The organism is Rhodococcus sp. BP-332 (assembly GCF_019836065.1).
GTDB lineage: Bacteria > Actinomycetota > Actinomycetes > Mycobacteriales > Mycobacteriaceae > Rhodococcoides.
The window spans coordinates 518,297-540,359 of sequence record NZ_JABUEC010000003.1 but is presented as its reverse complement, the minus strand read 5'-3'; the positions used below and the strand labels follow the sequence as shown (position 1 = coordinate 540,359).

The 22,063-nt window shown below is 70.3% G+C and carries 12 protein-coding genes; 7 read left to right on the top strand and 5 right to left on the bottom strand.

Annotated features, from left to right (window positions below):
* Positions 1–93: 93 nt before the first annotated feature.
* Genes HQ314_RS13740 through HQ314_RS13730 form a run of 3 tightly spaced genes read left to right on the top strand, consistent with a single transcriptional unit; the run spans position 94 to position 12,436 of the window.
* Positions 94–10,599, top strand: a complete 10,506-nt coding sequence (locus tag HQ314_RS13740; protein WP_222650336.1) for a non-ribosomal peptide synthetase — start codon at positions 94–96, stop codon at positions 10,597–10,599.
* Complete coding sequence (locus HQ314_RS13735) at positions 10,596–11,600, top strand: ATP-binding cassette domain-containing protein (protein ID WP_222650529.1); 1,005 nt, start codon at positions 10,596–10,598, stop codon at positions 11,598–11,600. Before HQ314_RS13740 ends, HQ314_RS13735 begins: the two co-directional genes overlap by 4 nt.
* The gene (locus tag HQ314_RS13730) at positions 11,597–12,436 is read left to right on the top strand and encodes an ABC transporter permease (RefSeq protein WP_056447645.1); all 840 of its coding nucleotides are present in this window, start codon (positions 11,597–11,599) and stop codon (positions 12,434–12,436) included. Before HQ314_RS13735 ends, HQ314_RS13730 begins: the two co-directional genes overlap by 4 nt.
* On the opposite strand, the gene HQ314_RS13725 is transcribed toward HQ314_RS13730, so the two are convergent.
* Complete coding sequence (locus HQ314_RS13725; RefSeq protein WP_027503762.1) at positions 12,433–12,699, bottom strand: DUF3017 domain-containing protein; 267 nt, start codon at positions 12,697–12,699, stop codon at positions 12,433–12,435. The genes HQ314_RS13730 and HQ314_RS13725 overlap by 4 nt on opposite strands.
* A 62-nt stretch (positions 12,700–12,761) precedes the next feature.
* Positions 12,762–13,634 carry a bifunctional methylenetetrahydrofolate dehydrogenase/methenyltetrahydrofolate cyclohydrolase gene (locus HQ314_RS13720; protein ID WP_222650335.1) on the bottom strand — a complete coding sequence of 291 codons (873 nt, stop codon included), beginning with the start codon at positions 13,632–13,634 and terminating at the stop codon, positions 12,762–12,764.
* 54 nt (positions 13,635–13,688) lie between these two features.
* Here HQ314_RS13720 and HQ314_RS13715 point away from each other — a divergent pair, with 54 nt between their 5' ends.
* Positions 13,689–14,153: a tRNA (cytidine(34)-2'-O)-methyltransferase gene (locus HQ314_RS13715; RefSeq protein WP_222650334.1), complete on the top strand. Its 465-nt coding sequence runs from the start codon at positions 13,689–13,691 to the stop codon at positions 14,151–14,153.
* Positions 14,154–14,259: 106 nt separating this feature from the next.
* On the opposite strand, the gene HQ314_RS13710 is transcribed toward HQ314_RS13715, so the two are convergent.
* On the bottom strand, positions 14,260–17,571 hold the full coding sequence (locus tag HQ314_RS13710) for an error-prone DNA polymerase (protein ID WP_222650333.1): 3,312 nt from the start codon (positions 17,569–17,571) through the stop codon (positions 14,260–14,262).
* A 198-nt stretch (positions 17,572–17,769) separates the two neighbouring features.
* Between HQ314_RS13710 and HQ314_RS13705 the strand changes: the two genes are divergently transcribed.
* The 3 genes from HQ314_RS13705 to surE are packed head-to-tail and all read left to right on the top strand — an operon-like array spanning position 17,770 to position 20,129.
* A complete protein-coding gene (locus HQ314_RS13705) occupies positions 17,770–18,294 on the top strand; it encodes a hypothetical protein (RefSeq protein ID WP_261781652.1) in 525 nt (174 codons plus the stop codon).
* 57 nt (positions 18,295–18,351) lie between these two features.
* The gene (locus tag HQ314_RS13700; protein WP_222650331.1) at positions 18,352–19,293 is read left to right on the top strand and encodes a 1-phosphofructokinase family hexose kinase; all 942 of its coding nucleotides are present in this window, start codon (positions 18,352–18,354) and stop codon (positions 19,291–19,293) included.
* Between the two features lie 29 nt (positions 19,294–19,322).
* Positions 19,323–20,129, top strand: coding sequence for a 5'/3'-nucleotidase SurE (surE, locus tag HQ314_RS13695; RefSeq protein WP_222650330.1), 807 nt, complete (start codon positions 19,323–19,325; stop codon positions 20,127–20,129).
* 10 nt (positions 20,130–20,139) lie between these two features.
* Here surE and HQ314_RS13690 read toward each other — a convergent pair whose 3' ends face one another.
* Together HQ314_RS13690 and HQ314_RS13685 are read right to left on the bottom strand one after the other, a co-directional pair.
* On the bottom strand, positions 20,140–21,444 hold the full coding sequence (locus HQ314_RS13690; RefSeq protein WP_222650329.1) for a DUF6297 family protein: 1,305 nt from the start codon (positions 21,442–21,444) through the stop codon (positions 20,140–20,142).
* Positions 21,435–22,058, bottom strand: coding sequence for an ABC transporter ATP-binding protein (locus tag HQ314_RS13685; RefSeq protein ID WP_222650327.1), 624 nt, complete (start codon positions 22,056–22,058; stop codon positions 21,435–21,437). Before HQ314_RS13685 ends, HQ314_RS13690 begins: the two co-directional genes overlap by 10 nt.
* Between the last annotated feature and the right edge of the window lie 5 nt (positions 22,059–22,063).

Here is a 22,063-nt window from a genome sequence, read left to right as displayed (position 1 = left end):
AGTGTTCGACATCGTGTGGTCTGCACCGCAGCGCTCGACGCTGCGGTGACCGAAGGGCCCACCGTGGGGATGCGAGCGAGCCGGGGGAACAGCATGTCGGACGATCACCCGGGCTCGGGCGCGGGAGCGGACGACTACACGGAGGTCTTCGATCTCACCCGCGCCCAGCGGGACATGTGGTTGCTGCAGGAACTCGACCCCGAGGTCACCTTCGCCGTCGCGCACTACATGGACATCCGCGGCCCGCTCGACGTCGATCTTCTCGAGCAGGCCATGCGCCTCGCCACTCTCGACACCGGCTCGATGCTCACCCGACTCGTCACGAGTGACGCGCAGGACGCGCGCGTCGACTCCGACTCGCTCCGCCAGCGGCTCGACCTCTCGCTCCTCGACATCGACCTCGACCGCATCGACGTCAGCGACGACGAGTTCCCCGAGGAGGCGGCGGCCGAGATCATGACGGAGTTCACCCGTCCCCTCGACATGTATCGGGACGCGCTGGGCTACACCGCCGTCATCACCCTGGCCGAGGACCACCACTACTGGTACGCCCGTGGCCATCACGTGGCCATCGACGGCTACGGAGCCTCGGTCGCCGCCGCTCGCACCGCCGAGATCTACACCGCACTGGTACGCGGCGAGGATCCACCGCCGTCGCGAGCACGGCATCCCCGAGCCTTCGCCGAGGCCGAGGCGCGCTACCGGGCGTCGTCGCGGTACGAACGCGATCGAGCCCACTGGGCCGGTCTGCGCGACGTCCTCGGCGAGCCGGTCTCGATGTCCGGGCGGGTCGCGCCGCCGTCCGCGTTCAACCACCGCTGCGACACGCTGCTCGGTACCTCGGCGGACCGGACGGTTCACGACGCGGCGGAGCGTCACGGATCCACCGTCGCGGTCGTCGTCGCCGCCGCGTTCGCCGCGTTCCTCGCGCGTGTCACCGACACACCCGACGTCGTCCTGACGATGCCGATGGCCGCCCGCGTGACGTCGTGGATGCGCGAATCGGCGTCCATGGCCGCCAACGCGGTACCCGTGCCCGCGCACTGCGGCGGCGGCGTCGACATCGGCTCGGTGGTCCGCGAGGTCGGGAACCGCGTCAGCGAATCACTCCGCCACCAGCTGCTTCCCGCCTCGGAGATCGCCCACCTGCTCGGTGCCCCCGGCGTCACCCTCGGTCCCACCATCAACCTCATGATGTTCGGCGAACGTGTGGTGCTGGGCGACATCCCGGCCGATCTCGAACTACTGACCTCCGGACCGACCGCGGACATGGCCGTGACGGTGCACGAGAACACCACCACGGGTCGCCTGCGGGTGGACCTCGAGGGCAACCCCGCCCTGTACACGGCCGACGAACTGGTCGTCCACAGCGAACGGTTCGCCCGCTTCCTCGTCGACTTCGCCGAGGCCGACGTCGACACACCGCTGCGCGCGCTGTCCCTCGTGACCGACGAGGACCGCGCCGCCGTCCTGCCGGCACTCGATCCGCTGGTGCCGCCGTTCGCCACGTTCGCCGACATCCTCACGCACGGGCTGGTGCTGGGCGAGAAGGTGCCCGCCGTCGTCGACGGCGACATCGCACTCTCCTATCCCGAGCTCGACCGCCGCTCGGACGCCCTGACCCGCGAGTTGCTGGATCTGGGTGTCGGTCCCGACGTCATGGTCGTGTCCGCGCTCCCCCGCTCCCACGCGTCCGTCACCTCGGCCTGGTCCATCGCGAAAGCGGGCGGCGCGTACGTGCCGGTCGACCCCGCCCTGCCTGCCGACCGGATCACCACCATCATCGGCGACAGCGGCGCACTGGTCGGCATCACGACGAGCGCACTGGTGAATTCGCTTCCCGCGCAGGTCGAATGGGTCCTCATCGACGAGGACAGAGCACCGCTCACCGCCGAGGGCCTCGTGGGAGCACGGCGCCCCGGACCGGACGACCTCGCCTACGTGATCTACACCTCCGGCAGCACCGGGACGCCGAAGGGCGTCGCGGTGACGCACCGGGGCTTCGCCGCGATGACGTACGCGGCCGTCTCGGCGCATCGTCTGCCGCGCGGCGCGCGGGTGATGCACTTCGTGTCACCGGGATTCGACGCCTCCGTCCTCGAGATGGTGCTGGCCTTCGGGTCCGGCGGGACGCTGGTCGTCGTGCCGACCGACGTGCACGGGGGCGAGGAGCTGGCCGAGGTGCTCGACTCCCAGCGCATCGACGCCGGTTTCATCACGCCCTCGGCCCTCGCCACCGTTCCCGTGGCGCCGGGCGCGGGTCCGCGTGCCATCGGAGTCGGCGGGGACGTCGTCCCGGTCGCGCTGGTGGACGAGTGGGCGCCCGGACGCCGGATGGTCAACGTGTACGGGCCGACCGAGAGCACGGTGGCGGTGACGTTCGGTCCCCTGGTCGCCGAACACGAGGTGGAGCTGGGGTCGCCCTTCCCGGGCATCCGTGCCTTCGTCCTCGACAGCTCGCTCGCACTGACACCGCCCGGCTGTGTGGGTGAGCTCTACCTCGGCGGTACCGGCATCGCTCGCGGGTACCTCGGCCGTACCGCCCTCACGTCCGAACGTTTCGTCGCCGATCCGTTCGGACACTCCGACAGGCTCTACCGCACAGGCGATCTGGTGAAGTGGACCTCCCGCGGCACCCTGGTCTACCTCGGGCGCCGGGACAGCCAGGTGAAGGTGCGCGGATTCCGGATCGAGCTCGGCGAGATCGAGGAGGCGCTGCGCGCGCTGCCCGACGTCGCGGACGCCGCCGTGGTGGTCCGCGGTGACGGCACCCTCCGCACCGTCGAGGGCTACGTGCGCATGACGCACGCGGGCGCCGTCGCCGACACGCTGCTCGACGATCTCGCTCTTCTGCTCCCCCACTACATGGTGCCGAACCGGCTCACGATCCTCGACGAGATGCCGTTGACGCCGAACGGCAAGATCGACAGGCGACGCCTCCCCGAACCGCGTGCCCGTGAGAGCCGTCCCGCGCGCGCTCCGGAATCGGAGAACGAACTCCTGGTGGCCAGCGTCCTCGCCGACGTCCTCGGCCTCGACGACGTGGCCGCCACCGACGACTTCTTCGAACTGGGCGGCAACTCCCTGCTCGCGACGAGGGTCGCCGCCCGGATCTCCGCGGTGGGGGGCCATGCCCTCGGGGTTCGCGAGGTGTTCCGGCATCCCGTGGTCGAAGCGCTCGCACTGCACCTGGACGACGGCACCCCGTCCACCGGCGATCAGGACGGGCCCGTGCCCGTCGACCGTTCCGTGCCGATCCCCGCCTCGCCGTCCCAGCGCAGCATGTGGTGGATCGAGCAGTACCGGCCGTCGGCGACCTATCACGTGCCGCTCGCTCTCCGCGTCACCGGTACGTTCTCGGTCGAGGCGGCGCGAGCCGCGCTTCTCGACGTCCTCGATCGTCACGAGAGCCTGCGCACACTCTTCGACCGCGACGACGCCGTCGACGGACCCGTGCAGCGTGTCCTCGACATCGACACGGCCACAGCTCTGTTCGATGTCGACGTGCTCGACGCGCCGGACACGGACGCCGTCCTCCCGGCGCTGACGGACGTCGCGTCCCGCCCCTTCGATCTCGCCGTCGACCTGCCCCTGCGCGCCCGGATCGTCCGCGTCGCCGGCACGTCCGGACCGGCGGCCGATCACGTCCTGGCTCTCGTCCTCCACCACGTGTGTGTCGACGGGTGGTCGCTCGGCGTGCTGGCCACGGACCTCGTCGTCGCGTACTCCGCGCGGCTCGAGGGTCGCACCCCGGCGTGGTCCCCGCTGCCCGTGCAGTACGCCGACGCCTCGGAATGGAAGCGGCTGGCACTCGGGTCCGCGGACGATCCGGAGTCGGCTCTCGCGACGTCCGCGGCCTGGTGGGCCGACGCGCTCGCGGATCTCCCCGACGTCCCCACTCCCGGTGCCGATCGCCCGCGTCGCGCGGAACCGTCCGGACAGGGCGCGACGGTGTCCGTCGTCCTCGACGGCGATCGTGGAGTGCACGTCGATGCCCTGGCCCGCCGAATCGGCCTGTCCCACTTCATGATCGTGCACGCCGCACTGGTCCTGGTGCTGAGTCGGTCCGGAGCAGGCGACGACGTCACCATCGGCACTGCCGTCGCCGGACGCGATCACCCGGACCTCGACGGGGTCGTCGGCATGTTCGTCAATTCCGTGGTGCTGCGCACCGTGGTCGACGGCGCGGCGACCGTCGCCGACCATCTCGACGCCGTGCGGGCGGCCGACCTGGACGCGTTGGCCCGAGCGGACATGCCCTTCGACACCCTCGTCGATCTCCTCGACCCACCGCGCACTCCGGGCCGCCACCCGCTGTTCGACGTCATGCTCACCACCCGCAGCACGCCGGACACGTCGGGCGCGGTGGGCGATGCACGGGTGACCGCCCACGGGATCGACGTCGCGCGGGCGAAATACGACCTGGAACTGGTGCTCGACGAGTCACCCGGGCATGCCGGCCCGCGGTCGAGCATCGATCTCACCTATGCCACCGACCTGTTCGACGAGCGCACCGCGCGGGCAGTCCTCGATCGACTGCTGGCCGTGCTCGACGCGATCGCCGCCGACCCCGACGCGCTCGTCGCCGACATCGACGTCCTGCTGCCTCCCGAGCGCGCGGCGACGGTACCGATGCGGGAACGAGCGCGAGCTCGGTCGACGGACTCGACCTCCGCGCTCGACGCTCTCGTGGCGCATCACGCCGAGGCCACTCCGGACGCGGTGGCCGTGGTCGACGGCGACCGGCGGACCACCTACGCAGAGCTCGAGGCACTCGTCGCCCGCGGCGCCGCACGCCTCGTCGACAACGGCGTCTCCGCCGACACGCGTGTGATCGGCCTGCTGCGACGCTCGACCGAGTCGGTGGCCGCGATCCTCGCCGTCTCACGCGCCGGCGGTGCCATCGTGCCCGTCGATCCCGACTACCCGGCGGACAGGCGCTCGTTCATGGTGCGTGACAGCAAGACGCTGCACGCCGTCTGCTCCGATCCCTCGGACGTCCCGAGCGACGGCTTCCTGTGGTCCACGACCGACTCACTGTTCGCCGAGGAGAACGTCCCGACGTGTCCCGACGACGGTGGCTGGGTGGTTCCGCTCGGCTGCACGGCGTACGTCACCTACACGTCGGGAACGACCGGACGCCCCAAGGGCGTCCAGGTCACACGTCAGGGATACGCGAACATCACCAGCGAACTGGTGCGCGCCTACGGGGCGGACACCGACGCCCGCGTGCTCGCCTTCGCCTCTCCCAGTTTCGACGCCTCGATGCTGGAACTGGGCCTCGCCTTCGGATCCGGAGGCGCGCTGGTGGTGGTGCCCCCGGGAGTCGTGGGCGGTACGGAACTGGCGACGCTGCTGCGCCGCCACGACGTGACGCACTGCTTTCTCACCCCCTCCGTCCTGTCGACGCTCTCCGCCGACGACCTCGTCCCCGGCGACCCGGTGCTACTGTCCGCACTCGGCGTCGGCGGCGAGAACTTCGGCTCGGAACTACTCGATGCGGTCGCGCCCGGACGCACCGTCATCAACATCTACGGGCCCACCGAGACCGCGATCTGCACCCACGCCAGGACGCTGCACGAGGGTGACGACGTCGCACTCGGGCGCCCCGTCGCCGGGATGCGGGCAACCGTGCTCGACGCCTCGCTGCACCCGGTGCTGCCCGGAGTCGAGGGCGAACTGCACCTCGCCGGAGTACAACTCGCACGGGGTTACCTCGACCGGCCGGGCCTCACGGCGACACGCTTCGTCGCCGACCCCTTCGGCCCGCCGGGAAGCCGGACCTACCGCACCGGCGACCTGGCCCGGTGGACCTTCGCGGCCGATCCCGACAGCACCGAACCGGTCGTCCGCATCACCGGTCGCAGCGACTTCCAGGTCAAGATCCGTGGTCTGCGGATCGAGCTCGGCGAGATCGACGCCGTGCTCGCGTCGGCACCGGGTGTCGGTGGAGCCGTCACGCTGACGACGCCCGGACCGACCGGCGAGACCCTGCTCGTCTCCTTCGTCCATCCCGTCGTCGACGAGTCGGCCGCCCTGCGATCGAGCGATCTGCTCCGCCTCGCCCGCACTCGACTGCCGCGTCACATGGTGCCCACCGCGATCGTCGTCGTGGACGCGTTTCCGCTGACACCGGTGGGCAAGCTCGACCGTGCGGCGTTGCCGATGCCGTCCGCCCTCGTCGACGAGGACGACCGCGCTCCCGGAACCGCCGCGGAGGCAGCCCTCGCGGGTGTGCTCGCGCAGGTCCTGGGAGTCGAGCGGGTCGGTGTCACAGCGGACTTCTTCGCGCTCGGCGGAACGTCGCTGACCGCGACGCGCTACGCCGCACGCATCACCGAGGTCACCGGTGTGCCCGTCGCCGTGCGCACCATCTTCGATCGACCCACGGTCGCCGAGCTCGCCGAACTGCCCGAGTTCACCGACCTGACAACAGATCCGGGCACCCTCCCATCGGCCGCCGCGGTGACACCCGCGGAGCGACCCGATCCCGTCCCGCTGACGCCGGCGCAGCTGTCGATGTGGTTCTCGTCGAAGGTGGCGAGCACCGCCACGGCGTACACGATCGTGGCCGGACTGCTCGTGGAGGGTCCGCTCGACGTCGACGCCGTCGGTGCAGCCGTGAACGACGTGGTCGCGCGGCACGAATCGCTGCGCACCGTGTATCCCACGGTCGCGGGCGAGCCGGTGCAGGTGGTCCTCGACGCCGCTCCCGTCTCCGTCGAGCTGGTCACTCCCTCCGACTCCGACCTCGATCCGTCGGCGCCCGAGGTGCAGGCGGCACTCGACGACGTCGCCCGGCGACGGTTCGATCTCGCGATCGAGGCTCCCGTCCGTGCCGTCGTGGTGCGCCTGTCGGAGCACAGCCACGTCGTCGGCGTCGCGGTCCATCACATCGCCGCCGACGGCGAATCGGTGGCGCCGCTCACCACCGACCTGCTGCTGGCCTACGAGGCTCGCCGCACGGGAGTCGCACCGGTGTGGCCGACGGAGCCGGTGCAGTACATCGATCACGCGCTGGCACTCACACTCTCGGTGGGCAGCGCCGACCACACCCGCGCCGTCGACTTCTGGCGCTCCGCCCTGGACGGTGCTCCCCCCGTGCACTCGGTACCTCTGGACAGCCCGCGCCCCGACCGGCCCACCGGCCGCGCCGACGTCGTCGACGCGGTCCTGAGTCCGCAGGTCCGCGAACGCGTGCTGGCCTGTGCGGCCGATCACCGCGGTACCGAGTTCATGGTGGTGCACGCAGCACTGGCCGCCGTGCTGGCCGCGCACACCCCCGGGGTCGACCCGCTGCTCGGAACGGCGGACGTCGTCGTCGGCACCCCCTACGCGGACCGCGCCGGAGCCGAGTCGATGGTCGGCATGGCGGTGAACACCCTCGCGCTGCGGGTGCCGGTGTCGTTGGCATCCACCTTCGACGAGGTCGTCGAGCTGGTGCGGGACCGGGATCTCGCGGCGCTCGACCATGCCGCGGTTCCGTTCGAGACGCTGGTGTCGACACTGCAGCCCGAGCGTCATCCGGCACGCCACCCGATCGTCCAGATCATGCTCTCGGTCCACGCCGCTCCGCCGCTGCACCTCGACCTCGGCGGGCGCACCGTCTCCGCGCTCCGCCTGCCCGTGGAGCGATCCGCCTTCGATCTCGTCGTGACCGTCCGCGCCCGGACGGACGGTGGTGCCGACGTGTCGGTCACCTATGCCCGAGACCTGTTCCTGCCCAGCACCGCTCGTCACCTGGCCGACGCCGTGGTGGACACCTTGGACCGCGCCACGTCCGATCCCGCACTGTCGATCGCGAGCCTCACGGGCCCGTCCCGCCTCCCGTCCGAGACGGAGCTCCTGGACGTGCTGGTCGAGCGTGTCGCGCGCGACTCCCCGGAGCGCGTGGCCGTAGTCGCTCCCGAGGGCACCCGCACCTACGGTGAACTCCTCACCGCTGCAGACGCTCTCGCCGACCGACTCCGCGCAGCCGGCGCCGGGCCCGGACGTACCGTGGCGCTCGCGATGAGCCGGTCCGCGTCCTCGGTGACGGCGTTCTGGGCCGTCGCGAGGACCGGTGCGACGATCCTCCCTCTCGATCCGACGTATCCCGAGGAACGTCTGAGCTACATCCTCGACGACGCGAAACCCGTCCTGGCATTGCGAGCGGCCTCGGATCCCGTGGTCGCGCCGGACGCCGTCAGGTGGTGGACCCTCGACACCGACGGAACGCCCGATCACCCCTCCACGCCCGACGCGGCCCTGCCGGCCGCGGTCCGGCGCAGCCTCGACGACGTCGCCTACCTCGTCTACACCTCGGGAACGACCGGGCGCCCGAAACCCGTCGGCGTCACCCATCGCGGCATCGAGAGCCTCGCCGTCGCCCTCGGAACCGCGTTCGACACCGACCGGACGTCTCGCGTCCTGCACGCGGCGTCACCGGGGTTCGACGCGGCGATCCTCGAGATGTTGCTGACGGTGATCCGCGGATCGACGTCCGTGGTCGCGCCGCCCGCCGCCTACGCCGGCAGGGCGCTCGAGGCCCTGATCGAGCGTGAGCGCGTGGACGTGCTGTTCCTGACGCCTGCCGCGCTGGCGACCCTGGATCCTCACACCGTGTCCGGCGTGCGGTCGGTGGGCACCGGCGGCGAGGCGCTTCCCGCGGCTCTGCTCGAGGCGTGGGCCCCGGGTCGCCGCATGGTCAACGCCTACGGCCCCAGCGAGACCACGGTGGCGGCGACGACGGGCGTCCAGCGCGCCGGCCGCGCACCCCACATCGGACTCGCCGTGCCCGGGACCGCCCTGCGCGTGCTCGACACGACACTTGCCGAGGTCGCCGACGGCGACGTGGGTGAGCTGTACGTCTCCGGACCCGGAGTGGCACAGGGCTATCCGGGACGCCCGGGGCTCACGGCGGCACGCTTCGTGGCCGACCCGTCCGGCCGCCCCGGCGGCCGGACGTACCGCACCGGCGACCTGGTGCGGGTCGCATCCGACGGCATGGTCGAGATGACGGGCCGATCGGACACCCAGAGGAAGATCCGCGGTGTCCGCATCGAACCCGCCGAGGTGGAGGCCGTGTTGGCCGCACATCCGGCCGTGACGTCGGTGGCCGTCGTCGTCGAGGAGAACTCCGTCGGCGCGGCGCTCGCGGCACACGTCACGGTGCACGGCACCGTCGACTCCGCCGCCCTGCGGAGCTTCGCCGCCGAGAAGCTCCCCCGTGCCCTCGTCCCCGCGACGGTCACCGTGCATTCGTCGTTGCCGCGCACCCCGCACGGCAAGGTCGACCGACGCGCACTGCTCATCCCCCTGGGCCGGCTCGAACCGCTGGCTCCGGATCATCTGAGCGCCGCACCTACCCGGACGACCACCGCCACGGCGATCGCGCCCGCCCGGTCGTTGCTCGACACCGTCCGGAGCGTCTTCGCCGACGTGCTCGGGGTGGACGCCGTCGGCCCGGACGACGACTTCTTCGCTCTCGGCGGGAACTCCCTCGCCGCGGTGCGGGTCATGGACGTCCTACGTGAGCGCCTCCGTGCCGACATCGCTACCGACGTCGACCCCGATTCCATCGACGTCACCTGGTTCTTCGACGCAGCCACCCCGGCTGCGTTGTCCGCTCGCTTACAGGAGCTGATCATGCTCGACGACAATCACGGCACCCGAGGCGACGGCGGCAGCCACGCGAACGGTTCCTCCACGAACGGCTCGGGCACGAATGGGTCCGCAGCCAACGGAACCGCCACGAGGACCGGATCACACGCGGCACCCCCGCCCGTCGCCGAGCCGTCCGCTCGCACCCCGAAGCCACCGGTCCGCCGCACCAGCACCGACGCGGTGCTGCCGTTGCGTGCCGGCGACGACGGTGTGACTCCCCTCATCTGCGTGCATCCGGCGATCGGGCTCTCCTGGAGCTACACCGGACTGCTGCCACACCTCGATCCGTCGATCCCGGTGCTGGGTCTGCAGGCCCGCGGCATCGGCATCCCCGCACCCGAGCCCGCGTCGGTCGCGGAGATCGCGCGCGACTACGTCAACACCGTGCGCGCCCAGTTCCCCACCGGCCCCTACCGACTCCTCGGGTGGTCACTCGGCGGTCTCATCGCCCACGCGATGGCCGTGGAGATCGAGAAGCTCGGCGACGAGGTCGAACTGTTCGTCATGGACGCGTATCCCCTCGCCGGCAGCGACCGCCCGCGCACCGAGATGTCCGTGGCGTCGCTGATGCGTGAGTTCCTTCCTCTCGAGGTGACCGTCGACGACGACATCGATCTCGACGAGGCCATCGCCATGATCCGCGGCGCGGGGGGACCGACCGCCCATCTCGACGAGGGGCAGATGCGACGGCTGTACGAGCGCTACCAGCTTTTCGTCGACCTCGGCCACGACCACACCCCGGCCCGGTTCTCGGGCGATCTCCAGTTCTTCTCCGCGACCGTCGATTCCGATCCCACCCTCACGCCGTGGGCATGGCGGCGCTACATCGCCGGGTCGATCACCGACTACCCCGTCGACGTCCCGCACAACGCGATGGGCACGCCGGACGCGCTGGCCGCCGTCGCACGTCGCCTCGGCGGTGTGCGTCCGGCGCTGCTCGCCGGTGCCCGGTGACCGCCGGACTCTCCGGAGGAGCGACTCTCGCCGTCGACGTCCGATCGTTGGTCAAGGACTACACGGGACGACGTGACACGCACCGGGCCCTCGACGGCGTCGACCTCACGGCCGCTGCGGGACAGGTCACCGCGGTGCTCGGCCCCAACGGCGCAGGCAAGACCACCACCGTGCGGATCGTCGCGACACTGATTCGGCCCACGTCGGGTTCCGTCCACGTCGCGGGCGTGGACGCCGTGAAGGACCCGCGCACTGTGCGTGGGCTCATCGGGCTGTCCGGCCAGTACGCCGCCGTCGACGGTCGGCTCACCGGCTACGAGAACCTCCGTATGCTCGGGCGGCTCTACGGGCTCAGCAGCCGAGACGCACGCGCGCGGGCGCGCGAGCTCCTCACCCGGTTCCGCCTCGATGACACGGGAACCCGCTCGGTCTCCACGTTCTCCGGCGGTATGCGCCGTCGTCTCGATCTGGCGGGCGCGCTGGTGGCGCGGCCACCCCTCATCGTGCTCGACGAACCCACCACCGGCCTCGACCCCCGCAGTCGGAACGACATGTGGGACATCGTCACCGACCTCAAGGCGGACGGAACGGCAGTGCTGCTCACCACCCAGTATCTCGAGGAGGCCGACCGACTGGCCGACGCGATCGTCGTCGTCGACGGCGGTGTCGTCGTGGCCAGGGGCACCCCGTCCGATCTGAAGTCGCGCGTCCGTCCGCCGTCCGTCGAGGTGCGCCTCGCCGACCCTCGTGACCTGCGCCTGGCAGCGGATCTGCTCCCGCGGATGAACTTCCGCGTGCACCGCGCCTCTGCGTCCGCCGGGTGGTTCACGGTGGATGCGCCGTGGGGCAGCGAATCCATGGTCGACGTGCTGAGTCGCCTGCACGGCACCGGTATCCGTGTCGGCGACGCGCGGGTGAACGTGCCCGATCTCAACGACGTCTTCTTCCAGTCGACCGGTAGCGCGTCCCCCGCCGCCGCCCTCGCGACGGCCACCGCATGACCGCCGAACTGGTCGGTCCCCGCGGAGTCCGGGAGCAGAACGCCTCGAGCTTCCTCGTCGACTGCGTGACCATGACCCAGCGCAACCTGCTGACCATCCTGCGGGTCCCACAGCTGTTGCTCGGAGCGACGATTCAGCCCCTCATGTTCGTCCTGCTCTTCAGCTACGTCTTCGGCGGAGCACTGGGCGGTGCCACCTACCGCGAGTTCCTCATGGGCGGCATCTTCACGCAGACCGTCGTGTTCAGCGCCGCGTTCACGGCCATCGGGCTCGCGACCGACAGCAAGGAGGGCATCGTCGACCGGTTCCACTCGCTGCCGATGTCGCGTCTGTCCATCGTGCTGGGGCGCACTCTCTCCGACATGCTCGTGTCGGTGGTGAGCATCGCCGTGATGATCGGCGCGGGCTACGCCGTCGGGTGGCGTATCCGCGGGAGCGCTCTCGACGCACTGGGCGCCGTACTGCTGCTGATGTTCTTCGGCTTCGCCATGTCGTGGATCGGCGCCGTGGTCGGATCCGTCGCCAGCACTGCCGAGAGTGCCCAGAGCGCGCTCATGATCATTCTGTTCCCGATCACGTTCATCTCGTCCGCGTTCGTGCCGTCCTCGACGCTGCCGGGTCCGCTCCGCGCTGTCGCACAGTGGAATCCGATCACCTCGGTGGCCCGGTCGACGCGCGAGTCGTTCGGCAATCCCACCGCACCGTCCGTCGCGATCCGCGAACCGATCAACTGGGCGTCGACACACCCGATGCTGTACTCCGTGATCGTCTCGCTGCTGATCCTCGCGATCTTCGTCCCGTTGACATTGCGGGTGACCCGCTCACGCGAGGGCTAGTCCGTCCCGAGCGGATCGATCGAGACGGCGAGCCACACCACCGCGCTGCCCACAGCAGCCAGGGAGAAGGTGTCGAAGGCGCGCGACCGCACGGCCAGGATCCCGACACGCTCACTTCCGAGGCACAACCGGCACGCGGCGGCGATCAGGGTCGCGACACCGAACACGAACGCACCGCGGCGCCACCGGTCGGCGAGCACCAGGACCACGGCGACGACGATCACCAGCACGACGGCGACCACCGGAATGCTGCGCCGGAGCATGTCCCGCGCCGGCCTCCGCCGCGTCGGCTTTCTCACGAACGGCCGGCCTCCGGCCTTCCCGCTCATGACGAGACCGACTCCGATGCGGCCAGCATGCGCTCCGCGCGCTCGACGACGTTGCTCAGCAGGAACGCGCGCGTGAGGGGTCCGACGCCGCCGGGATTCGGGGACAGGAAGCCGGCGACCTCGTCGACACCGTCGGCCACGTCGCCCTTCAGCCCGTCGTCGGTGCGTGAGACGCCGACGTCGATGACCGCGGCACCGGGCTTGACCATGTCCGGCGTGATCAGTCCGACGACGCCGGCACCTGCGACGACGATGTCCGCGCGCCGCACCTCGGTGGCCAGGTCACGGGTGCCGGTGTGGCACAGCGTCACGGTGGCGTTCTCGGAGCGCCGGGTGAGGATGAGTCCCAGGGGCCGGCCGACCGTCACGCCGCGTCCGACGACGACCACATGGGCACCGGCGATGGGCACCTCGTAGCGACGCAGCAGGTGCACGATGCCGCGGGGAGTGCACGGGAGGGTGGAGTCCTCGCCCAGGACCAGTCGGCCGAGGTTGACGGGATGCAGGCCGTCGGCGTCCTTCTCGGGGTTCACGCGCTCGAGGGCGCGGTTCTCGTCCAGGTGCTTCGGTAGCGGGAGCTGCACGATGTAGCCGGTGCAGGCCGGGTCGGCGTTCAGCCCGTCGATGACGGCGTCGAGCTCGTCGCTTGACACGTCCGCCGGGAGGTCGCGCCGGATGGAGGCGATGCCCACCTTGGCGCAGTCGTTGTGCTTGCCGCGCACGTAGGCAGCGGAGCCCGGATCGTCACCGACCAGCACCGTCCCCAAGCCGGGGGTGATCCCACGCTCGCGCAGTGCGGTGACCCGCGCGGTGAGGTCGACGAAGATCTCGTCGCGGGTGAGTTTGCCGTCCAGTCGCGTTGCGGTCACACCGCACAGTTTCCCACGCTCGGGCAGGCGGGTGGGACATGGCAGGCTGAACGGGTGTTCCGTCTGATGTTCCACGAACCGCGTATCCCGCAGAACACGGGAAACGCCATCCGCCTCGTCGCCGGTACGGGGTGTGAGCTGCACCTGATCGAACCGCTCGGCTTCGACCTGTCCGAGCCCAAGCTGCGGCGCGCCGGCCTCGACTACCACGACCTGGCGTCGGTCACGGTGCACCCGAACCTCGAGGCGGCGTGGGACACCCTCGCGCCCGAGCGGGTCTTCGCCTTCACCGCCCATGCCACGACGTCCTACGCGTCGGTGTCCTACCGGGCCGGGGACGTTCTGCTGTTCGGGCCGGAACCCACCGGTCTGGCACCGGAGGTTCTCGCCGACCCCCATGTCACCGATCGTCTGCGCATTCCGATGCTCGCCGGGCGACGTTCTATGAATATCACCAACGCCGCATCCGTCGTCGTCTACGAGGCGTGGCGTCAGTGCGACTTCGAGGGCAGCGTCTGAGCTTCCCGGACTGTCGAATGGCGTTTGTGCTCCGGTCGAGGGCGCGCGGAGCGGGATCCCGCCGGATCGGCGCGCGAGAGGAGCAGAACGCCCACCCATCGGTGGATCAGCGGAAGTCTCGGGAGCGCAGCAGCACTCGCAGGTCCAGCGTCTCGAGCTTGTCGGCCACCAGCGTCACGACGCCCTCGGCGTTCTGCACGATGCCCCGGATGAACAGGGCCTGTGACAACTGCGCCGCCGAGCGGTATTTCTGCCACAGTCCCACCGAGCACACCACGTTGATCATCCCGGTCTCGTCCTCGAGGTTGATGAACGTGACGCCCGCCGCGGTGGCCGGACGTTGGCGGTGGGTGACCGCGCCGGCCACGAGCACCCGATCTCCGTCGGCCACCGACAGCAGGCGGTCGGCGGGGACGACATCCATCTCGTCGAGCCGCTCGCGCAGGAACTGGGTGGGGTAGCTGTCGGGTGAGACACCGGTGGCCCAGATGTCCGCGGCGGCCAACTCCCACGCACTCATTCCCGGCAGCGACGGAGCCCGGGTGGACGCACCCAGTGCCGGGAGTCGATCGGGGCGTTCGGCTGCGGCGGCCCCGGCTGCCCACAGCGCCTCTCGACGTGTCACACCGAAACACGCCAGGGCGCCGGCGGTGGCTAGCGACTCTGCTTGCGTGACGGAGAGTTCGACACGTCCGGTGAGATCGAGCAGAGACGTGAACTGCCCGCCGGACTCCCGCGCCGCCACGATCTTCTCGGCCAACGCCGTCCCGATGGACCGCACGTCGGACAATCCCAGGCGCACCTCGAGGCCGTTGTTCTCCACGGTGGCGTGGGCGAGACTGGCACGGACGTCCGGCCCGTGCACCAGGACACCGTGCCGCCGAGCGTCGGCCACCAACGATTGCGGCGAGTAGAAACCCATCGGCTGAGCGCGGAGCAGCCCGGCACAGAACGCCGCCGGGTGATGCAGCTTGAACCACGACGAGTAGAAGACCAGCGACGCGAAGCTCTGCGAATGACTCTCGGGGAAGCCGAAATTGGCGAAGGCGTAGAGCTTGTCGAAGATGCGGTCGGCCTTGGCGCCGGTGATGCCGTGCAGGTCGCGCATCCCGTCGTAGAAGCGTTGCCGCATGCGGTCCATCTTCTCCGGACTGCGCTTGGACCCCATGGCCCGGCGCAGTTGGTCCGCCTCGGTGGCCGAGAACCCGGCGACGTCGACGGCCATCTGCATCAGCTGCTCCTGGAACAGCGGTACGCCGAGAGTGCGTTCGAGTGCCCGCTCGAGCGACGGGTGATCGAAGGTGACGGGCTCGAGTCCGTTGCGGCGCCGGACGTACGGGTGCACCGAATGTCCCTGGATGGGTCCGGGTCTGATGAGGGCCACCTCGACGACGAGGTCGTAGAACTCCCGCGGCTTGAGGCGAGGAAGCGTCGCCATCTGGGCCCGCGACTCAACCTGGAACACCCCGACCGAATCCGCGCGCTGCAGCATCTCGTACACCGCGGCCTCGCCGAGGTCGAGTTCGGCGAGATCGACGTGCAGTCCCTTGTGCTCCTTCACCAGGTCGATCATGTAGTGCAGCGCCGAGAGCATGCCGAGCCCGAGCATGTCGAACTTCACCAGACCCACTGCGGCACAGTCGTCCTTGTCCCACTGCAGCACGGTGCGGTTCTCCATGCGCGCCCACTCGACGGGGCACACGTCGGCGATCGGCCGATCGCAGATCACCATGCCGCCGGAGTGGATGCCGAGATGCCGTGGGAAGTTCTCGATCTGCGCGGCGAGTTCGAGCACCGGGAGCGGGATGCTGGTCTCGCGGGCCTCGGCGGACAGGTCTCGCCCCGGCACCCCCGACCAGCGGGTGATCTGCTTGCTCCACGCGTCCTGCTGACCCTGCGATGCCCCCAGCGCCTTCGCCATGTCGCGTACCGACGACTTCCCGCGGTAGGTGATGACGTTGGCCACCTGTGCCGCGTAGTCGCGGCCGTACTTGGCGTAGACGTGCTGGATGGCCTCTTCCCGACGGTCGGACTCGATGTCCACGTCGATGTCCGGCGGGCCGTCGCGCTCGACGGAGAGGAACCGCTCGAACAGCAGACCGTTGCGCACCGGGTCGACGTTGGTGATGCCGATCGCGTAGCAGACAGCGGAGTTGGCCGCGGATCCTCGCCCCTGACACAGGATGTCGGCCCTCTTGCAGAAGTCGACTATGTCGTGGACCACCAGGAAGTAGCCGGGGAAGTCGAGTTCGGTGATGACGGCGAGTTCGCGGTCGATCTGGGCGTAGGCCGCAGGTTCGTCCTCGCGTCGACCGTAGCGTCGCTCGGCACCGCGCATCGTCAACTCGTGGAGCCACGTGATCTCGGTGTGGCCCTCCGGCACGTCGAACGGCGGCAGCTGCGGCGCGATGAGGTGCAGGTCGAACGCGCACTCCTCCCCCAGCGCCGCGGCGTGGGACACGGCGGTGGGATACGCCGAGAACAGCTGCGCCATTTCTGCGCCGGAGCGCAGGTGCGTCCCACCCAGCGGCGGAAGCCAGCCCGACGCGTCGTCGAGGCTGCGCCGCGCACGGACCGCTGCCATGGCCATCGCGAGTCGGCGCCGACTCGGCCGCGCGAAGTGCGCCGACGTCGTCGCGATGACCGGGAGCGACAACCGCTCGGCCAGTTCCGCGAGCACGTCGTTGCGGTCGTCGTCCTCCGCGATTCCCTGACGGGTCAGCTCCACCGTGACCCGGTCCCGACCGAACCTATCGACGAGTTCGCGTAGTGCCTGCTCTGCCGCCGCCGGCCCGCTCTCGGTCAGCGCACGTCGCACACTGCCCTTCCGGCACCCCGTCAGGATCTGCCAGTGCCCTCCTGCTGCGTCGGCCAAAGCATCGATGTCGTAGCGCGGACGCCCCTTTTCGCCCCCGGCGAGATGCGCGGTGGCGATCTCCCGGGAGAGCCGTCGGTAGCCTTCCTGCCCGCGAGCGAGTACCAGCAGATGAGTTCCGTCCGGATCGGCTGCGCCGGTCCGTGATTCGGTCGGCATGCCCGGGTCACCGAGCGACAACTCGGACCCGAAGACGGTCTTCATCTCCAACTCGCGTGCCGCCTCCGCGAACCGCACGACGCCGTACATGCCGTCGTGATCGGTCAGCGCGATGGCGTCCAGACCCAGCCGTACGGCCTCCTCGACCATTTCCTCCGGCTGGGAGGCTCCGTCGAGAAAGCTGAAGGACGAGTGGGCGTGCAGTTCCGCGTAGGGAACGGTGTCACGCGGCCGCACCACCGCACCCTCGTAGGGATCACGCTTGCGCGACCACGCCGGACTGTCACCGCCGTCGCCCATCGCGAGCGGATCGATGACGCGGGGCTTTCCCGAGAGCAGACGCTCCATCTCGGTCCACGTGGGCGGCCCGTCGTTCCAGCCCATGACGCACCCCCACTCTTCGAACGTATGTTCCCATTGGACCATCACCTCCACTCCGACGGCAAGTCGACGGAAACCGTGGTCTCGCCCGGAACCACACCCCCACGGGGACACCCGGTACGAAAGGTGCCGAATGGTCCGCTTCCGTTGCACACTTCCTCTGGAAGCGACCATCGACGACGAAGAGGACATGCCGTGCGAATGCTCACCCGAACCCTTCTCGGCACTGCAGCAGCGATTCCCCTGGCCCTCGCCACTCCCGGTCTCGCTGCCGCGGCGGAACCCACCGACGTCACCTACTCGTTCGCTGTCGACGGCACGTCCGTCACCGACACCATCACCTCTGCTGCCGACGGCACCCTCAGCTGTGCCACGTCGTTGGCACCCGCACCGGACGGCGTTCTGCCGCCGCTGGAAGACATTCTCGGACCCGGGCAGACCCTCTACGACGGCGGTGACATCGAGCCCGGCACGTCGACCCAGACGGTGTCCGACGTTCCTCCCGGCTCGTACGTCGTGCTGGCGACGTGCGCACTCCAGGACGGCGACGCGACCGAGGCGATGTGGGTGTCCGACTACCCCGGTTTCACTGAGTACATGGCCACGGTGTTGCCCTGGACCGTGTACACGGTCCAGCAGGCGTCGACGGTGATCACGGTGCCCGAGGCAACACCGGAACCGGCTTTCCCGTCGCTCGACGACCTCGCGGACGCCTTCGGCAGCTGACCTGTCGACCGTTCGACGTCGGGTTTGGGGAACGGACGAATCGGGCACATCACGGCGATGTCGACTGCCGAACACGCGCCCACCGCCACCGTCTTCGCGCCGTCCCCGCTGCTCACCATCACCCTGGACGCAGCGCCGAACGGCGACACCGAACTCCACGTGCACGCCGGCGGCCAAGGCCACTGGATCGCCCGCATGGCCACCAACCTCGGCATGGACGTGACGCTGACCGGCGCGTTCGGCGGCGAGAGCGGCGGCGTGCTGCGCGATCTGATCCACCGCGAGGGCATCACCGTGCGTGCCGTGGACATCGGTGACGAATCCGGGTCCTACATCCACGACCGGCGCGACGGCGACCGCACCGAGGTGGCGACGATCGATCCCCCGCACCTGGCCCGGCACGCGCTCGATGATCTCTACGGGATCACCCTCGAGTCCGGAGCCTCGTCCGACATCGTGCTGCTGGGGGGCCCGCACACCGGGTCGGTGGTGCCCGCAGACTTCTACCGACGGCTCACGACCGATCTGCGATCGCTGTCGAAGCCCGTCGTCGCGGACCTGTCCGGACCGACCGCGACGGCGGCTCTGCAGGGCGGGCTCACCGTGCTCAAGATGAGCCACGAAGACCTCATCGAGGACGGGCGCGCGGAGTCGGAGGACCCGGACGTCCTCATCGAGGCGATGCGCGCCCTGCACGACGAGGGTGCCGACATCGTGGTTCTCTCCCGCGCGGCGGACCCGGCGCTCGCCCTCGTCGACGGCACGGTGCTCGAGGTGGTCACTCCCGACCTGGAACAGACGGACCACCATGGTGCGGGCGACTCCATGAGCGCCGGCATCGCCACCGGACTCGCCCGCGGCATGTCCATCGAGGAGGCACTCGCCCTCGGCGGCGCCGCCGGCACCGCCAACGTGACCCGCCGCGGACTGGGTACAGGACAGGTGGGGCTCGTCGAGACCATCATGTCGACGGTCGAGGTACGCCCCTTCTCGTCCTGACCGGCTGCACCCACTCGCAGGAGGCACACGTGCGCGTGCTCATCACGAACGACGACGGAATCGACAGTCACGGGATCGCCGTGCTCGCTCGGGTCGCCGTCGAGGCCGGTCACGACGTCGTGGTGGCGGCGCCGCACGAGGAGCGCAGCGGTGCGAGTGCGTCGCTGTCGGCGCTCCAGAACCGCGACCAGCTCGTGGTCTCCCGCGTGTCGGTCGCCGACCTGGACGTCGACGCGTTCGCCGTGCAGGCCTCGCCCGCCATGATCGCGTTCGTCGCGACGCGCGGAGCATTCGGTCCGCGGCCGGACATCCTGCTGTCCGGCATCAATCACGGTCCGAACACCGGCTCCGCCGTTCTGCACTCCGGCACCGTGGGGGCGGCCCTCACCGCGTCCACCCACGGGGTTCCGGCGATGGCCCTGTCCCTCGCCGGCCTCGACACGGCGTCTCTCGCCGCGCCTGGCGACATCCACGACCAGATCGACCGTGAGGTCGCCTCGGGCGCTCCGAGCTGGGACACCGCCCACCTCGTGGCCCGGCGCGCACTCGACTGGTTCGTCGACCACGGTGCGGCGGACTGGGTCCTCAACGTCAACATCCCGCCGGTCCCCCCGTCGGAACTCCGCGGCGTCCGGCCAGCAGAGCTCGCCGCCTTCGGCGCGGTCCAGGCCGAGATCGGTGAGAAGGACGACGAATTCGTGACCGCCCGTTTCGACGCCATCGCCGCAGCCGACGACGACGAGAGCGACGCCGGACTGGTCGCGCGTGGGTGGGCGACGGTCACTGCGCTACGCCCGCCGTCTGCGGTGGAGGTGGACCTGTCCGGGTTGGAGTGATCGCGTCCTGTCACAGCAAGAGCAGCACGGCACCGACGAGGAGCAGGCCCGGGCCACGCAGGACCTGACGGATCACGTCGACCGGCACCGTACCGAACATGGTCACCACGGCGAGGCCGTCGTAGACGCGGGGCGGCGCGGTACGGGACCGGACCACGGCGATCAGCGTCGTCGACCCGACCACGATGCCCGCCCACCACGACACCGCCGCCGCTACCGTGACTGCGACGGTGAGCGCCACCAGCGACGGCACCACGAGGAACGCACCGGCCATCGTACGGTCCGGCAGCGCGAGTGAGAACCGTAACGATCTATCCGCCAACATATCTCGGAACCCGATGCTGGCCGCCGACGTCGCCACGTAGCCCACGAGAAGGCCCACGACGCCCGCCCAGTACGGCATCGACACCGCGGAGGCGGCGAGCACGAGACCGAGTCCGGTCACCAGGACCGCCGGCAGCATCGTGTTCCGGCGATGCCGCATCAGGTCGGACCGCACCAGGGCGCGGACCGGGCCGACGGATCTTCCGGCACGACCCCGCGGGCGCACCGCCCCTCGGCGTCGGTGGGCCCTGGTCTCCAGCGCGGACACGAGGAACCCGACGTCGAGGAAGGACAGTCCCGCGGACCCGGCCGCCAGCAGATCGGCCCCCGACGTCAGGGACGTCCGACGAATTCGCCCGAGGCGGGAGTCGGCCGCCCACCATCCGATGACGGCCGCGACGGCGAGCACAGTCGCGCACGCGACAGCTGGAGGAGGCGGTGCGAGCGTCGCGACGCCCGCCGACACGACTGTTCCGAGCTCGATCATCGGCAGCGCGGACGACCACCTGCGGGACTGCTGCCCCAACACCGCCAGGGCGACCACCAGCGCACCGGCCGCCGCCCCGACGGCGGCCAACGGCCACCAGGACGTCGCACCCGCGACCAGTGCCAGCAGACGAGCGACCAGCACTCCGAGTGCGACGAGCGCGCCGGTCCAGGCGAGCACCTGGCCGCGCAGAAGAGTGCGTCGATCGAGCGGCGCCGACACGAGCCAATGCGTCGTGGCCGCGTCGGTTCCGATCGGTCCGACGACGCGCAGGACATGGAGTGCGGCCGCCGCGAGGACAATTCCGACACTCGTCGATGCCGACGCCGACAGCACCGGGTCCAATGTGAATCCCGTCCCGCGGCCGGACAGCACCCATAGCGCGACGGCCACCGTCGACAAGGCGCCGCCACCCCAGATCGACACCTGCTCGACCGCACTCTCGGTGCCGCGGCGGCGTCGGCGGAGCTCTCGGTGCAGATCGGCGGCGGAGGTCATCGCCATGTGTCGGCGTCGACGACGACGTCGGCCACGGCGTCGACGATTGCCCTGTCGTGCGAGACGAACAGCACCGCCACTCCGGCCTCCTTCTCGGCCGCCAGTGTGCGGGCGAGCCACGCGCGCCCGTCCGAGTCGAGATGCTGCTCCGGTTCGTCGAGGACGAGGACGCGACGAGGTCGCACGAAGGCGGAGGCCAGGACGAGCCGCCTACGCTGACCACTGGACAGCGTGACCGGGAGCTGATCGGCCGCGGCGGACAGGGCGAGCCCGTCGAGGATCGCCGTCACGACGGCCTCCGCGTCGTCGACCGCATGGGCCGTGGCGATCAGTGTCAGATGTTCGCGCACCGACAGGTGAGGGAACATGCCCCCGTCGTCGAGGACGGCCGCGATCGCCGTACGGGTGGCGGGATCGGTCTCGTCGAGGTCGGTGCCGTCGAGGAGCACGCGCCCCTCGTCGACGTCGTCTGCGCCGACGGCACAGCGGAGGAGCGTCGATTTTCCGGAGCCGTTGGCACCGACCACGGCGCAGGCCGAGCCGGGACGAGCAGTGAGGTCGACGTGCCGGAAGACGGTGAACTCTCCGTGGGCACGGGTGATGCCGGAAAGGTGCAACATGAGGT